The organism is Kitasatospora sp. SUK 42, from assembly GCF_015776785.2.
Lineage (GTDB): Bacteria > Actinomycetota > Actinomycetes > Streptomycetales > Streptomycetaceae > Kitasatospora.
Genome location: NZ_LFMD02000002.1, coordinates 1244111 through 1258751 on the forward strand (window position 1 = coordinate 1244111; position 14641 = coordinate 1258751).

A 14641-nucleotide genomic window follows, 5' to 3' on the forward strand; every position below is an offset into this window, starting at 1 on the left:
TCCTATAGTGACGGACTGGAGAGGCGTCGCATTCCCCCCGCAGCACCCCGCGCGACCCCTCCCTAGGAGAGGACGAGGTCCGATGACTCAACCGACCACCGCCGCGCAGCCGCCCGAGGGTCGCTACGGCCGACGTGGCAACAACGAGTCGGACCGCCGCCTGAAGGTGATCGGCGCGGTCTGCGGCGTGCTCGGCCTGGGCCTGATCGCCTGGCTGGGCGGCTCCTACCTGCTGCGCGAGACGAAGATCAACGGCTCGGTGCCGACCTTCCAGGTGCTCTCCGACTCCGAGGTCCAGCTGCACCTCACCGTGCGCAAGAGCGACGGGCAGGCCGGCACCTGCACGGTCCGCTCCCAGGGCGACGACCACGGGGTGGTCGGGGTGGCCGACTTCCCCGTCCCGGCGACCGGGTCAAGCTACGACGCGACCGTCACCCTGCGCACCACCGCCCGCGGCACCACCGCCGAGCTGCTGGGCTGCACGCCGACCAAGTAGCCCCGCGTGGCGGGTGGGATCGCCGCGGGACGCATATTCGTTCACGGGAGCGGGCATCCGTAGGAAGTCCCGCTCCGCGTTCCGGTACGGGCCGTTCCTGTACATCCCGGCGTAACCGTGCCGTCAATGACGCGGTCACGCCCCTCCCGCTTGTCGGCAGGACTTGTTAGGCTCGTGGTTTCGCCCCTTCCGCACCGGATGGTACGGGAGCGGGCGTTGCTTTGTAGTTAAGACCGATATCGACGACGACCCTGCTGACGACTCACACCCTCAGCACAGCCCCAGCACCTACGAGGAGCACCCGTGACCCAGACCAGTGAGAACGTGACCTGGCTCACTCAGGCCGGCTACGACCAGCTCAAGGCCGAGCTGGATCACCTGACCGGGCCCTGGCGCATCGAGATCGCCCAGAAGATCGAGGCGGCGCGCGAGGAGGGCGACCTCAAGGAGAACGCCGGCTACCACGCGGCGAAGGAGGAGCAGGGCAAGTACGAGCTGCGCATCCGTCAGCTGACCCAGCTGCTGGAGCGCGCCAAGGTCGGCGAGGCCCCGGCCGACTCGGGTGTGGTGGCCCCGGGCATGGTCGTCACGGTCGCGTTCGACGGCGACGAGGACGACCTGATGGAGTTCCTGCTCGCCTCGCGCGAGGTCGCGGGCGCCGACGACCTGGACGTCTACTCGCCGCAGTCCCCGCTGGGCCGCGCGATCGACGGCAAGAAGATCGGTGACGAGGCCACCTACGAGATGCCGAACGGCAAGCCGGCCATGGTGAAGATCGTCAAGGTCGTGCCGCACGCCGGCTGATCCCGCAACGAACACCGCCGAGGGCGGCCGTGGAGTCCAGGACTCCACGGCCGCCCTCGTGCATACGGAACACGCGGAACTCGTGCGCGCGGAACTCGCGCACGCGTCCGCGGAAACGGTTCAGCCCACGGCCGAGCGGTACTTGCGCACCGACAGCCAGGAGAACACCACCGTGATCACCACCGACCACAGCACCGACACCAGCGCCGCGTGCTGCATCGGCCAGGCGCTGTCCACCGGCCCGATCTGGTTGCCGAAGAGGTCCCGGCAGGCCTGCACGGTGGCACTGAACGGGTTCCAGTACGCGACGCCCTCCAGCCAGCCCGGCATCGAGCTGACCGGCACGAAGGCGTTGGACACGAAGGTCAGCGGGAACAGCCAGATCAGCCCGGCCGAGGTGGCCGCCTCGGGGCTGCGCACCGACAGCCCGATCAGCGCGCCGATCCAGGAGAAGGCGTAGCCGAGCAGGAGCAGCAGGCCGAACGCTCCGAGCGCCTTGAGCGCCCCGTCGTGGATCCGCCAGCCGACCAGCAGCGCGACCAGCGCCAGCACGATCACGGTGAACGCGGTCTGGCACAGGTCCGCGAGGGTGCGGCCGACCAGCACCGCCGAGCGGGCCATCGGCAGCGAGCGGAAGCGGTCCACCAGGCCCTTGGTCATGTCCTCCGCGATGCCGGCCGAGGCACCGGCGACGGCGAAGGTGACGGTCTGGGCGAAGATGCCGGCCATCAGGAACTGGATGTACGTGTCGGAGCTGGAGTCCGCCCCGGGGATGTTGATCGCCCCGCCCATGACGTACGAGAACAGCAGCACGAACATGACCGGCTGCATCAGCCCGAAGACCACGATCTCGGGTATCCGGGACATCCGGCGCAGATTGCGCTTCGCGACCACCCAGGAGTCGTGCAGGGTGGCGGACAGGCCCCGGCGGGGTGTCGGCGCCGCCGGGCCGATGGCGTGTTCGGTGACGGTGCTCATCTCAGCGGTCCCCTCCGGCCGCGACGGCCTGCTTGTCCGGTTCCGGGCCCTCGACGCCGTCCGCGCCGTCCGCTCCGTCGGTGCTCCTCCCGCGGCCCCGGCCGCTCCGGCCGCGTCCCTTGGGGTCGGCGCCCCTGTCCTCCTCGGCCGCCTCCGCGACGCGCCCGGTGAGGGTGAGGAAGACGTCGTCCAGGGTGGGGCGGCGCAGGCCGATGTCGTCGATCTCGATGCCGCGGCCGTCCAGTTCGCGGATGGCGTCGGCGAGCACCCGGGCGCCGCCGCTGACCGGCACGGTGATCTTCCGGGTGTTCCGCTCCACCGCGGGCTCGCCCAGCGCGTACCCGGACAGCGCCGCGACGGCGTCCGCGACCAGGCCCGGGTCGTGCACCACGACCTCGATCCGCTCGCCGCCGATCTGCGCCTTGAGCTGGTCGGCGGTGCCGCGGGCGATCACCCGGCCGTGGTCGACCACGGCGATGTCGTGGGCGAGCCGGTCGGCCTCCTCCAGGTACTGGGTGGTGAGCAGCAGCGTGGTGCCCTGCTCGACCAGGGTCTCGATGACCTCCCAGAGCGCGAGCCGGTTGCGAGGGTCGAGGCCGGTGGTCGGCTCGTCCAGGAACATCACCGGCGGCCGGACGACCAGCGCGGCGGCGAGGTCCAGGCGGCGGCGCATGCCGCCGGAGTAGGTCTTGGCGGTGCGGTCCTTGGCCTCGGTGAGGTTGAACCACTCCAGCAGCTCCAGCGCGCGGGCCTTCGCGTCGCGGGTGCGCATCTGGTACAGCTCGCCGACCATCGTGAGGTTCTCGAAGCCGGTCAGGTACTCGTCGACGGCCGCGTACTGGCCGGACAGGCCGATCAGGCTGCGCACCCGGTTCGGGTGCTTGAGCACGTCGACGCCGGCGACCACCGCGCGGCCGGAGTCGGGGCGCAGCAGTGTGGTGAGGACGCGCACGGTGGTGGTCTTGCCGGCACCGTTCGGGCCGAGCAGCCCGAGCACCGTGCCCTCGGGGACGTCGAGACTGACGCCGTCCAGGGCTCGCACGTCGCCGAAGGTCTTCACCAGGTTCTCGGCTTGGATGGCTGGCGCCATGGCCTGCCTCATCTCCTCGGATGGTGGGCGATCTGTCCAGCTCCGGCCGGTTCTCGGACAGGTGGGCGGCTCGGTTCTCATCCGCGGAGAGAGAACGCGATGTATCGCGAGTCTGGCAACTCGCGATACATCGCGTCAAGGGGATTATGGGGAGGGCGCTGAATTCAGCCGGAGACCACGTACCCCGCGTCCCGCAGCTCGCCGACCACCAGCGCGCAGTGCTCCGGCCCCTTGGTCTCCAGGTGCAGGTCCACCTCGACCTCGGTCAGCCCCAGCCGCGGGTCGATCCGCACGTGCGCGACGTCCAGCACGTTGGCGTCCACCCTGGTCAGCACCGCCAGCAGGTCCGCCAGCGAGCCCGGCTTGTCCGCCAGCCGCACCCGCAGCGACAGGTAGCGCCCGGCCGCCGCGAGCCCGTGCCGCAGCACCCGCTGCATCAGCTGCGGGTCGATGTTGCCGCCGGACAGCACCGCCACCACCGGCCCCTCGAACGAGTCCGGCTGCTCCAACAGCGCCGCGATCGGAGCCGCCCCGGCCGGCTCGACCACCAGCTTCAGCCGCTCCAGGCCGAGCAGCAGGGCCCGGGACAGCGCGTCCTCGGAGACCGTGCGGATGCCGTCCGCCAGCGTGTTGACCACCTCGAACGGGATGTCGCCGGGGCGCCCGACCATGATCCCGTCGGCCATCGTGGCGTAGTGCTCCAGCGAGACCGGCCGCCCCGCCGCCAGCGAGGGCGGGTACGCGGCCGCCCCGGCCGCCTGCACCCCGATCACCCGGACGTCCGGCCGCAGCGGCTTGACCGCCGCCGCGATCCCGGCCAGCAGCCCGCCGCCACCCACCCCGACCAGGATGGTGCGCACCTCCGGGCACTGCTCCAGGATCTCCAGACCCACCGTCGCCTGGCCGGTGACCACGTCCCAGTGGTCGAAGGGGTGGATGAACACCGCGCCGGTCGCCTCCGAGTACCGCTGCGCGGCCATCAGCGCCTCGTCCACGGTCGCGCCGTGCAGCCGCACCTCGGCGCCGTACTCGCGGGTGGCCGCGACCTTCGGCAGCGGCGCCGCGACCGGCATGAAGACGGTCGAGCGCACCCCCAGCAGCGAGGCCGCCAGCGCCACCCCCTGGGCGTGGTTCCCGGCGCTCGCCGCCACCACCCCGCCGGCCCGTTGCACCGGTGAGAGTCCCGCGATCCGCACGTACGCCCCGCGCAGCTTGAAGGACCCGGTGCGCTGGAGGTTCTCGCACTTCAGGTGGACCGGCGCGCCGATCAGTCCGGACAGGTGCCGGCTGCCCTCCATCGGGGTCACCCGGGCGACCCCGGCGAGCATCTTCTGGGCGCCGCGGACGTCGTCGAGGGTGATCGGCCAGTTGTGCATGGGGCCAGCGTAGGGCGCTCCGTGTGGGCGGGCCGGATCAGCGCGCGGCGTTGGGGTGCGTGCATCGCAAGGCGGAGGATGGGGGCACCTCCCGGCCGAAGGCTGGGGGAGAGTCCATGCGGTGGGGGCACCTCCCGGCCGAAGGCTGGGGGCCATCGGCGACCGACGACAACGCGGCGAGGTGCGCGCCCCGGCGTCGCGCGCCCGGCCTGCCCACACGGAGCGCCCCCCCGGGTGCCCGCACCGGCAACCGGGGACGTCGGTCCTGTTCCCGGGCCCGCTCCGCCCGCGTACGCTGCTGCTTCTGAGCCTCCCTCACCGCATGACGATCGTGAGCCGCGATGACGACGCCCTCGCCCCAGGCCACCGACCGAACCGAACCCGTGCACACCCAACTCCAGTACCAACTGGCGCTGTTCGCCCGCCGGATGGAACAGGTCCGGACCTCCGGCGGCGGCCTCGGCGCACTGGACCGGGCCGCCTACCTCCTGCTCGACCGCCTGGAGCGGCACGGGCCGGCGAACGTCAAGGCGCTCGCCGAGGCCCTCGGCGTGGACTCCTCCACGGTGACCCGGCAGGTCGCCCCCCTGGTCGCGGCCGGGCTGGTCGGCCGGGTGCAGGACCCGGCCGACCGCCGTGCGGTACGGCTCGCGCTGACCCCGGGCGGCTGCGGCAGGCTCGCCGAAGTCCGGGACTGCCGGGCCGAGTTGGCCCGGCACCTGGTGGCCGACTGGCCGCCCGAGGAACAGCACGCGTTCTGCGCCCTGCTGGCCCGCTTCAACCACGCGATGGAGTCGTACTCCGCGGACCGGCAGGGGCAGTAACCCCGGGACAGGCCTCAGACAGGCCTCAGCCCAGCGCCTGCTTGAGGTCGGCCAGCAGGTCGTCGATCGACTCGATGCCGACCGAGACGCGCACCAGGTCGGCCGGCACCTCCAGCGGCGAACCGGCCGCCGAGGCGTGGGTCATCCGGCCCGGGTGCTCGATCAGCGACTCCACGCCGCCCAGCGACTCGCCCAGGGTGAACAGCTGCGCCCGGTTGCAGACCTCGACGGCCGCCTCCTCGCCGCCGACGACCCGGAACGAGACCATGCCGCCGAAGGCCTTCATCTGCTTGGCGGCGATGTCGTGGCCGGGGTGCTCGGGCAGGCCCGGGTAGAGCACCTGGCTGACCTTGGGGTGGCTCGCCAACAGCTCGGCGACCTTCTCCGCGTTGGCGCTGTGGCGGTCCATCCGGACGCCCAGCGTCTTGATGCCGCGCAGCACCAGCCAGGCGTCGAACGGCCCGGAGACGGCGCCCATCGCGTTCTGGTGGTAGGCGACCTCCTCGCCCAGGGCCGCGTCGGCCAGCACCAGCGCACCGCCGACCACGTCCGAGTGGCCGCCCATGTACTTGGTGGTGGAGTGGACGACCGCGTCCGCACCGAGCGAGATCGGCTGCTGGAGGTACGGGCTGGCGAAGGTGTTGTCGACCACCAGCAGCGCCCCGGCGCCGTGCGCGACCTCGGCGAGCGCGGCCAGGTCGGTGATGCCCAGCAGCGGGTTGGACGGGGTCTCCACCCACACCGCGCGGGTGCCGGGGCGCAGCGCGGCCCGGACCTCGTCCAGGTTCTGGGTGTTGGCGACGGAGAACTCGACGCCCCAGCGGGTCAGCACCTTGGCGAACAGCCGGAAGGTGCCGCCGTAGGCGTCGTTGGGGATCACGATGTGGTCGCCCGGCTTGAGGATGGTGCGCAGCAGGGTGTCCTCGGCGGCCAGGCCGGAGGCGAAGGCGAGGCCGCGGGCGCCGCCCTCCAGTGCCGCGAGGCACTCCTCCAGCGCGGTGCGGGTCGGGTTGGCGCTGCGGCTGTACTCGTAACCGCCCCGCAGGCCGCCCACCCCGTCCTGCTTGTAGGTGGACACCTGGTAGATCGGCGTGACGACGGCCCCGGTCTGGGGGTCTGCTTCCTGACCCGCGTGGATGGCGAGGGTCTCGAAGCCCTGGGGAAGCTGGTGCTCGGTCATGGCTCCGAGCCTAGTGGCCGTAAGCGCACGCGCCCGCCGGAACCGGAATCCCCGGCCGCCCCGGCGCGTTGGAAACGGGGCAACCCTCCCTACCCCGCTGGAGCAGGCCGTGCTGTTCAACCGCCACAAGACCTCGCTCGTTCCCGCCGACCAGGCGCTGCCCGGCCGGGCCGCCCCGGCCTTCACCCTGACCGAGCCGCACACCGTGCTCGGCCACCCGCTCACCGGGCCGTACCCGGAGGGCCTGGAGGTGGCCGACTTCGGACTCGGCTGCTTCTGGGGCGCCGAGCGCACGTTCTGGCGGCTGCCCGGCGTCTGGACGACGCTGGTCGGCTACCAGGGCGGCCACACGCCCAACCCGACGTACGAGGAGGTGTGCAGCGGGCTGACCGGGCACACCGAGGCGGTCCGGGTGGTGTTCGACCCGTCGGTGATCTCGTACGAGCGCCTGCTGAAGGCCTTCTGGGAGGCGCACGACCCGACGCAGGGCAACCGCCAGGGCAACGACGTGGGCACCCAGTACCGCTCCGCGCTCTACACCCACTCCCCCGCCCAGGCCGCCGCGGCGACCGCCACCCGGGACGCCTTCCAGCCCGCCCTGACCGCGCTCGGCCACGGCGGGATCACCACCGAGATCGCCCCGGCCGGCCCGTTCTACCCGGCCGAGCCGTACCACCAGCAGTACCTGTCGGACGCCAAGAACCCCAACGGCTACTGCGGTCTCGGCGGCACCGGCGCCTCCTGCCCGATCGGTGTGGCCCGCACCCAGGACTGACCGGCGCGACTCGACGTGACCGGCCCCCGGGCCGGGCGCAGACTGGAAGGGCCGGAGGGCGGCCCGGCCACCCGTCCGGTGGCCGGGCCGCCGCCGTGGAGAGGAGCGTGCCATGTCCGGTCCCTACCGGCGGAACTTCGACGACCCCGAGGAGGTCCGCCCCTTCGAGGAGGGCAAGGGGGAGCTGCGTCTGGTCAACCTGGACGGCGGGGCGGTGGGCCGGGCCGTGTTCGAGCCGGGCTGGCAGTGGTCCCGGCACGTGAAGCCGATCGCCGGGACGGACAGCTGCCAGGCCGCCCACGCCGGGTACGTGGTCTCCGGCCGGATGAAGCTGGTCATGGACGACGGCCGGGAGTTCGAGGTCGGCCCGGGCGACTTCATGCTCTGCCCGCCCGGGCACGACGCCTGGACGGTCGGCGAGGAGCCGTGCGTGATCGTCGACTGGCAGGGCTACGCGGACTACGCCAAGCGCTGACCGCCGGACGGGCCGCCGGCCGGGCGGCCCGCTCGCCGCCCGGCGCACGCGAGCGCGACGCCCGGGACGGCCCCTAGACGGCGCTGCCGGCCTTCCAGGCGGTCCAGGTCATGTTCCAGCCGTTCAGCCCGTTGTCCGGGGCGACGGTCTTGTCCCCGGAGTTCAGGACCTCGACCACGTCGCCGACCATCGAGGACTTGTAGAACTTGTAGCCGTCCGTGCTGCTGTCCTGCGCACCCTTGGCGTCGATCAGGCCGACGCAGCCGTGGCTGGTGTTCTGGCCGCCGAAGATCGACGTCGAGGACCAGTAGTTGCCGTGGATGAAGGTGCCCGAGGTGGTGAGGCGCTGGGCGTGCGGCACGTCGGCGATGTCGTACTCGCTGCCGAGGTTGACGGTCTGCGAGTTCATCCGGGTCTGGGTGAACTGCTCGGAGATGACCATCTTGCCGCCCCAGGTGGTGTGCTCGGGCGAGCCGCCGGAGATCTTGTAGACCGCGCTGACCTGGCCGTCCGTGGTGACGGTGAGCTTCTTGGTGGCGAGGTCGGCGACGCTGGTCTGGGCGCGGCCGATGGTGAAGCGGACGTCCTTGGACTGGGTGCCGAACACGCCCTTGGCGCCCTCGACGTCCTTGAGCCGGAGCTTCAGGGTGACCTTGGTGCCCTTGGCCCAGTACTCCTGCGGCCGGAAGTCGAGGCGGGTGCTGGAGAACCAGTGGCCGACGATCTCGACGCCCGGCTCGGCTATCACCGTGATCGCCTGCTGGACGGCCTTGCGGTCGGTGATCGGCTTGCTGAAGTTGATCGAGACGGGCATGCCGACGCCGACCGTCGAGCCGTCCTCGGGGGTGAAGTAGCCGACGAAGGTGTTGGCCGGGGTCGCCGTGGTGAAGGAGGCGTTGGAGTCCGCCTCCAGCTTGTCCTTGTCGAGGGCCTGGGCGACGACGGCGTACTTGGTACCGCTGGCCGGGGCGGCGGCCGAGGTCCAGCTGGTGCCGTCGGTGGAGAGCTGGCCGGCCAGCTCCTTGCCGGTGGAGTCGGTGACCTTGACGGCGGTCAGGGTGCCGTTGGCGACGGCGACCTTGACCGGGTCGCTGAAGCTGGCACCGGTGGCGCCGTCGGCCGGGGTGACGGTGATGACGGCGGCCGAGGTCTTCGGGGCGCTGCTGCTGCCGCCGCCCGGGGCCGGGGTGCCGCTGGAACCGCCGGAGCCGTTGCCGCCGTTCCCGTTCGCGCTCCCGCTGGCGCTGTTGTCGTTGCAGGCCGCGAGCAGCAGGACCGGCGCACCGATCAGGCCCGCGAGCACTCCGCGCCGACTCCAGCTGCCGCCGGCCACCCGCCCTTGACCGTCCCGTGCCGTCACGTCACGTCTCCCTGCTGATCTTCCCGGGCATATACGGATACAGAAACGCAATCCGCCTGCTCCCGGTTCCACCACCGAAGGGTAAGCGATCGTATGAGATGACCCAACTTGCCCCCGAACATGGACAAAACGCCCGACCCGCCGAAGCGGACCGGGCGTTCACCCGCCGTCGCGGGACGAGCGGACCGCTACTGCGCGGACTCGTCCACGGTGTACTCGTCCCACTCCTCGCTCTCGGGGTCGAACTCGGTCTGCGCCGACTCCCAGGTCGCCGAGGCGAGCTCGACACCCGGGACGTCGCCGAGCAGCGCGACCGGGTCGATGAAGTGGGCGAGCGAGCCCGACGGGTCCACCTCGATGGCCTCGACGGACTGGGCCCGCTCCTCGTCGTCGAGGTACTCGTCCTCGGCGACCTGCTGCAGGGCCGCGGCCTTGAGCGCGCCCTCGTCGGTGATCTCCGCGATGAGCTCGATCTTGAGCCGGACGTAGCGCGGGGCGTCCTGCTCGGTCGTTTCAGTGCTGGTCATGCGAGCGAGCGTACGGGACGGCGGGCCCCCCGCACGCACGGGAAGCACACGGAGAGGGCCGGCCCCTCGGGATCGGGACCGGCCCCACCGCGCTCCGCCTGGGCTCCCCCACCCGGGAGCCGCGGAGCCGCGCCGTACGGCGCGGTGATCGTCCGCGGGAACCGCCGCACCCTGTCGACCGGCCGGAGCCGGACAGGGGCGGGACGACGGCGCCTCCCGCGGAGGGCCCCTCCCTCCGTCTCCGGTCGGGGAGGGCGGGCACGCCGGTCCGGGTCAGGACCGTCCGACGTGTCCGGAGCCGACCGCGGTCGCCGGGGAGCCGCTCCCGGTGGACCGCCGCCGTCTCGCTCGGCGTCTTGCCGTGGACACCACCATGCCGGAGCGTTGTTAACCACGTGCTGCGGACAGGTGACGCCGGTGTACCACTTCGCCCGTGGACGAATCCTCCGCATCCGGCGGCTCCCGGTCCGCCCCGGGCGGGGCGGCGTGAACGCGCGTCAGTGCGCGCCCCCGGCGCGTCAGTGCGCGGCGCGGCCGGTCAGGAAGCCCAGCAGGTCCTGGCGGGTGACGATGCCCTTGGGCTTGCCCTCCACCAGCACGACCGCCGCGTCGGCCTTCTCCAGCACCGTCATCAGGTTGGTGACGGTCTCGCCCGAGCCGACCACCGGCAGCGGCTTGGACATCACCTTGTCCAGGGTGTCGGTCAGCTCGATGTCCTTGGCGAAGACGCCCTCCAGCAGCAGCTTCTCGACCACCGAGCCGATCACCTCGCCGGCCATGATGTCCGGGTGCCCGGCGCCCGGGGAGACCACCGGCATCTGCGAGACGCCGTACTCGCGCAGCACCCGGACCGCCTCGGCGACGGTCTCGTTGGGGTGCATGTGGACGAACTGCGGGATGCCGCCCTGCTCGATGGCCTCCTTGCGGGCCAGCACCTCACCGATGTGGGCCTCGTCGGTGGCCGAGGGCAGGAAGCCGTAGTCGGCCATCCAGTCGTCGTTGAAGATCTTCGACAGGTAGCCGCGGCCGCCGTCCGGCAGCAGCACCACCACGACGTCGTCGGGCCCGAGCCCGCGGGCGACCTCCAGCGCGGCCACCACGGCCATGCCGCAGGAGCCGCCGACCAGCAGACCCTCCTCCTTGGCCAGGCGGCGGGTCATCTGGAACGAGTCCTTGTCGGAGACGGCGACGATCTCGTCCGCGACGTTGCGGTCGTAGGCGGTCGGCCAGAAGTCCTCACCGACGCCCTCGACCAGGTAGGGACGGCCGGTGCCGCCCGAGTAGACCGAGCCCTCCGGGTCGGCGCCGATCACCTTGACCTTGCCGCCGGAGACCTCCTTCAGGTAGTTGCCGGTGCCGGAGATGGTGCCGCCGGTGCCGACGCCCGCCACGAAGTGGGTGATCTTCCCCTCGGTCTGCTCCCACAGCTCCGGGCCGGTGGAGTGGTAGTGCGAGGCCGGGTTGTCCGGGTTTGAGTACTGGTCCGGCTTCCAGGCGTTCGGGGTCTCCCGGACGAGGCGGTCGGAGACGTTGTAGTACGAGTCCGGGTGCTCGGGGGCGACGGCGGTCGGGCAGACGACCACCTCGGCGCCGTAGGCGCGCAGGGTGTTGATCTTGTCGGTGGACACCTTGTCCGGACAGACGAAGATGCACTTGTAGCCCTTCTGCTGGGCCACGATCGCCAGGCCGACACCGGTGTTGCCGGAGGTCGGCTCGACGATGGTGCCGCCCGGCTTGAGGGCGCCCGAGGCCTCGGCGGCCTCGATCATGCGCATCGCGATGCGGTCCTTCACCGAACCACCGGGGTTGAAGTACTCGACCTTCGCCAGCACGGTCGCGCTGATGCCCTCGGTGACCTTGTTCAGCTTGACCAGCGGCGTGTTGCCGACCAGGTCGATGATCGAGTTGTGGTACCGCACGGGGGGTCCTCCCGGTCTGTGGGCATGCGAGTGCTTTCGGTACTGCAAGCCTATGGCGTGGCACCAGCCCCGGAACTCCCCTCCCACCCACCTCCCCCAATGGCCCACCGCGCTCCCCGGCCCGGTACTCCCACCCCCTATCCGGGTAAGAGCGCTGTGCAGGCATTGCCGGGCCCCGGAGGGAACGGCACGAGAACGCGAAGGGGGCACCGGATGCCAGGCGCACAGGACTCGCGGGCCCGGGTGGCCCGCCGGATCGCCACCGCGGCGGCGTACGGCGGCGGCGGGCTCGGGCTGCTCGGCGTGGGCCTGGTGGGCCTGCTGCTGACCGAGAGCAGGCTCGCCATCCAGGCCATCGGCATCCTGGAGACGCACCCGCCCAAGGCCGACGGCGTCTACGGCGAGGCCTTCGCCGACCGCTCCGCCGCCCCGCAGCCGCCGCTGGTCCTGGCCGTCCTCGGCGACTCCACCGGCGCGGGCCTGGGTGTGGCGCGCGCCCGCGAGACCCCGGGCGCCCTGCTGGCCGCGGGCCTGGCCTCGGTGGCCGAGCGCCCGGTGCGGCTGGTCAACGTGGCCCGCTCCGGCGGCCGCTCCGCCGACCTGTCCGGCCAGCTGGAGCAGGCCCTGCGGCACCGCCCGGACATCGCCGTGATCATGGTCGGCGCCAATGACGTGACCCGGCACAGCCCGGCCCAGCTGGCCGTCCGCCAGCTCGGCGAGGCGGTCGCGGCACTGCGCGCCAACGGCTGCGAGGTGGTGGTGGGCACCTGCCCGGATCTCGGCACGATCAAGCCGGTGCGCCCGCCGCTGCGCTGGGTGGCCCGGCGGCTGAGCCGCCAACTGGCCGCCGCGCAGACCATCGCGGTGGTGGAGGCGGGCGGGCGCACCGTCTCGCTGGGCTCGCTGCTGGGCCCGGAGTTCGCCACCCGCCCGGAGATGTTCGCCGCCGACCGCTACCACCCCTCCGCCCAGGGCTACGCCACCGCCACGATGGCCGTGCTGCCCTCGGTGTGCGCCGTGCTCGGCCTGTGGCCGGAGGAGGACCGCCCGGCCGCGCCGCTGCCCGGCGAACCGGACCTGCCGGGCGAGACGGTGCTGCCGGTCGCGGTGGCCGCCGCCGCGGCGGCCGGGCGGGCGGGCACCGAGGTCGCGGCCGTGGCCATGGAGGGCGCCGGCCGGCGCTGGGCGCTGCTGCGGCACCGGCTGCGGGTCGGTCCGACACCCGCTTCCGAGGCCGGAAGGGCGGCCGGCGCGACCCCCGGGAGCACGTCGGCCAGCTCACACGCCGGGGCTGGTGACGGCTGACCTACCAGACGGTAACTTTCCTCCCGGACCGCCAGTCCGCATCATCCAGCGAGGAGCCCGCCATGCCCGAAGCCGTCATCGTCAGCGCCGCCCGTTCGCCGATCGGCCGGGCCTTCAAGGGCTCGCTGAAGGACGTCCGCCCGGACGACCTGACCGCCCACATCATCCAGGCCGCCCTGGCCAAGGTCCCGCAGCTCGACCCGCGCGAGATCGACGACCTGATGCTCGGCTGCGGCCTGCCCGGCGGCGAGCAGGGCCACAACCTGGCCCGCATCGTGGCCGTGCAGATGGGCATGGACTACCTGCCCGGCGCCACCATCACCCGCTACTGCTCCTCCTCCCTCCAGACCACGCGGATGGCACTGCACGCGATCAGGGCCGGCGAGGGCGACGTCTTCATCTCGGCCGGCGTGGAGACCGTCTCGCGCAGCGTCAACGGCACCTCGGACGGCATGCCGGGCACCATGAACCCGATCTTCGACGAGGCCCAGGCCCGTACGGCCAAGCGCGCCGAAGAGGGTGGCGGCGAGTGGCACGACCCGCGCGAGGACGGGCTGTTGCCGGACGCCTACATCGCGATGGGCCAGACCGCCGAAAACCTGGCCGCGCTCAAGGGCATCACCCGCGCCGAGCAGGACGAGTTCGGCGTGCGCTCGCAGAACCTCGCCGAGGCCGCCATCAAGGCCGGATTCTGGGAGCGCGAGATCACCCCGGTGACGCTCCCCGACGGCACCGTGGTGAGCAAGGACGACGGCCCGCGCGCCGGCGTCACCCTGGAGGGCGTGACGGGCCTGAAGCCGGTGTTCCGCCCCGACGGCACCGTTACCGCCGGTAACTGCTGCCCGCTGAACGACGGCGCGGCCGCGCTGGTCATCATGTCCGACACCAAGGCCCGCGAGCTCGGCATCACCCCGCTCGCCCGGGTGGTCTCCACCGGCGTCAGCGCGCTCTCCCCCGAGATCATGGGCTACGGCCCGGTCGAGGCCTCCCGACAGGCGCTCAAGCGCGCCGGCCTGACCATCGGCGACATCGACCTGGTCGAGATCAACGAGGCCTTCGCGGCCCAGGTCATCCCCTCCTACCGGGACCTCGGCATCGACCTGGACAGGCTGAACGTCAACGGCGGCGCCATCGCCGTCGGCCACCCCTTCGGCATGACCGGCGCCCGGATCACCACCACCCTCATCAACTCCCTCCAGTGGCACGACAAGCAGTTCGGCCTGGAGACGATGTGCGTCGGCGGCGGCCAGGGCATGGCCATGGTCATCGAGCGCCTCAGCTGACCCGCCGAACACGCTCCGAAGGGTCTGGACCACCCGTTTGGAGTGACGCAGCGTAATTGAGGGCCGGATCACACCGCGAGGTCGATCCGGCCCTCTTTTCGGTCGATTCCGGCTCGAAAATCGACACTGCGGAGCGGATCAACTCCACTGTGTAGAACGGTGTTACCTAACAATTTGGGGACAAGAGCGAAAGTCCTGGACGATTTGGACATTCGCCACTGCAGTAACAGCCCCGCATGCGGCAGTGTG

14 protein-coding genes are annotated in these 14641 nt (G+C 72.0%); 7 read left to right on the top strand and 7 right to left on the bottom strand.

What is annotated here, in order from left to right; translation table 11 throughout:
* The first annotated feature begins 82 nt into the window (after positions 1 to 82).
* Together RZ50_RS05250 and greA are read left to right on the top strand one after the other, a co-directional pair.
* Positions 83 to 496 carry a DUF4307 domain-containing protein gene (locus RZ50_RS05250; protein ID WP_196952369.1) on the top strand — a complete coding sequence of 138 codons (414 nt, stop codon included), beginning with the start codon at positions 83 to 85 and terminating at the stop codon, positions 494 to 496.
* 303 nt (positions 497 to 799) lie between these two features.
* Entirely contained in the window at positions 800 to 1300 is a 501-nt protein-coding gene (greA, locus tag RZ50_RS05255) for a transcription elongation factor GreA (RefSeq protein ID WP_196952368.1), read from the top strand.
* 120 nt (positions 1301 to 1420) lie between these two features.
* Here greA and RZ50_RS05260 read toward each other — a convergent pair whose 3' ends face one another.
* From RZ50_RS05260 to ilvA, 3 genes are all read right to left on the bottom strand, one after another.
* Entirely contained in the window at positions 1421 to 2278 is an 858-nt protein-coding gene (locus tag RZ50_RS05260; protein WP_196952367.1) for an ABC transporter permease, read from the bottom strand.
* A gap of 1 nt (position 2279) precedes the next feature.
* Positions 2280 to 3368 carry an ATP-binding cassette domain-containing protein gene (locus RZ50_RS05265; RefSeq protein ID WP_196952366.1) on the bottom strand — a complete coding sequence of 363 codons (1089 nt, stop codon included), beginning with the start codon at positions 3366 to 3368 and terminating at the stop codon, positions 2280 to 2282.
* Between the two features lie 164 nt (positions 3369 to 3532).
* The gene (gene ilvA / locus RZ50_RS05270) at positions 3533 to 4744 is read right to left on the bottom strand and encodes a threonine ammonia-lyase (protein ID WP_196952365.1); all 1212 of its coding nucleotides are present in this window, start codon (positions 4742 to 4744) and stop codon (positions 3533 to 3535) included.
* A gap of 341 nt (positions 4745 to 5085) precedes the next feature.
* On the opposite strand from ilvA, the gene RZ50_RS05275 reads away from it, so the two are divergent.
* Entirely contained in the window at positions 5086 to 5568 is a 483-nt protein-coding gene (locus tag RZ50_RS05275) for a MarR family winged helix-turn-helix transcriptional regulator (protein WP_196952364.1), read from the top strand.
* A gap of 25 nt (positions 5569 to 5593) precedes the next feature.
* Here RZ50_RS05275 and RZ50_RS05280 read toward each other — a convergent pair whose 3' ends face one another.
* Positions 5594 to 6748 (bottom strand): cystathionine gamma-synthase, encoded by a 1155-nt coding sequence (locus tag RZ50_RS05280; protein WP_196952363.1) that lies wholly within the window; start codon positions 6746 to 6748, stop codon positions 5594 to 5596.
* Positions 6749 to 6857: 109 nt separating this feature from the next.
* On the opposite strand from RZ50_RS05280, the gene msrA reads away from it, so the two are divergent.
* Together msrA and RZ50_RS05290 are read left to right on the top strand one after the other, a co-directional pair.
* On the top strand, positions 6858 to 7523 hold the full coding sequence (gene msrA, locus RZ50_RS05285) for a peptide-methionine (S)-S-oxide reductase MsrA (protein WP_196952362.1): 666 nt from the start codon (positions 6858 to 6860) through the stop codon (positions 7521 to 7523).
* Positions 7524 to 7635: 112 nt separating this feature from the next.
* Positions 7636 to 7998 carry a cupin domain-containing protein gene (locus RZ50_RS05290; protein ID WP_196952361.1) on the top strand — a complete coding sequence of 121 codons (363 nt, stop codon included), beginning with the start codon at positions 7636 to 7638 and terminating at the stop codon, positions 7996 to 7998.
* 73 nt (positions 7999 to 8071) lie between these two features.
* Here the strand turns inward: RZ50_RS05290 and RZ50_RS05295 are convergent, their stop codons facing one another.
* From RZ50_RS05295 to RZ50_RS05305, 3 genes are all read right to left on the bottom strand, one after another.
* Complete coding sequence (locus tag RZ50_RS05295; protein WP_308271430.1) at positions 8072 to 9358, bottom strand: Ig-like domain-containing protein; 1287 nt, start codon at positions 9356 to 9358, stop codon at positions 8072 to 8074.
* Positions 9359 to 9546: 188 nt separating this feature from the next.
* Complete coding sequence (locus tag RZ50_RS05300) at positions 9547 to 9885, bottom strand: hypothetical protein (RefSeq protein WP_196952360.1); 339 nt, start codon at positions 9883 to 9885, stop codon at positions 9547 to 9549.
* Between the two features lie 518 nt (positions 9886 to 10403).
* Complete coding sequence (locus tag RZ50_RS05305; RefSeq protein ID WP_196952359.1) at positions 10404 to 11804, bottom strand: cystathionine beta-synthase; 1401 nt, start codon at positions 11802 to 11804, stop codon at positions 10404 to 10406.
* A 213-nt stretch (positions 11805 to 12017) separates the two neighbouring features.
* Between RZ50_RS05305 and RZ50_RS05310 the strand changes: the two genes are divergently transcribed.
* Positions 12018 to 13109: an SGNH/GDSL hydrolase family protein gene (locus RZ50_RS05310; RefSeq protein WP_217680274.1), complete on the top strand. Its 1092-nt coding sequence runs from the start codon at positions 12018 to 12020 to the stop codon at positions 13107 to 13109.
* A gap of 62 nt (positions 13110 to 13171) precedes the next feature.
* Positions 13172 to 14392, top strand: a complete 1221-nt coding sequence (locus RZ50_RS05315; protein WP_196950213.1) for an acetyl-CoA C-acetyltransferase — start codon at positions 13172 to 13174, stop codon at positions 14390 to 14392.
* The last annotated feature ends 249 nt before the right edge of the window (positions 14393 to 14641 follow it).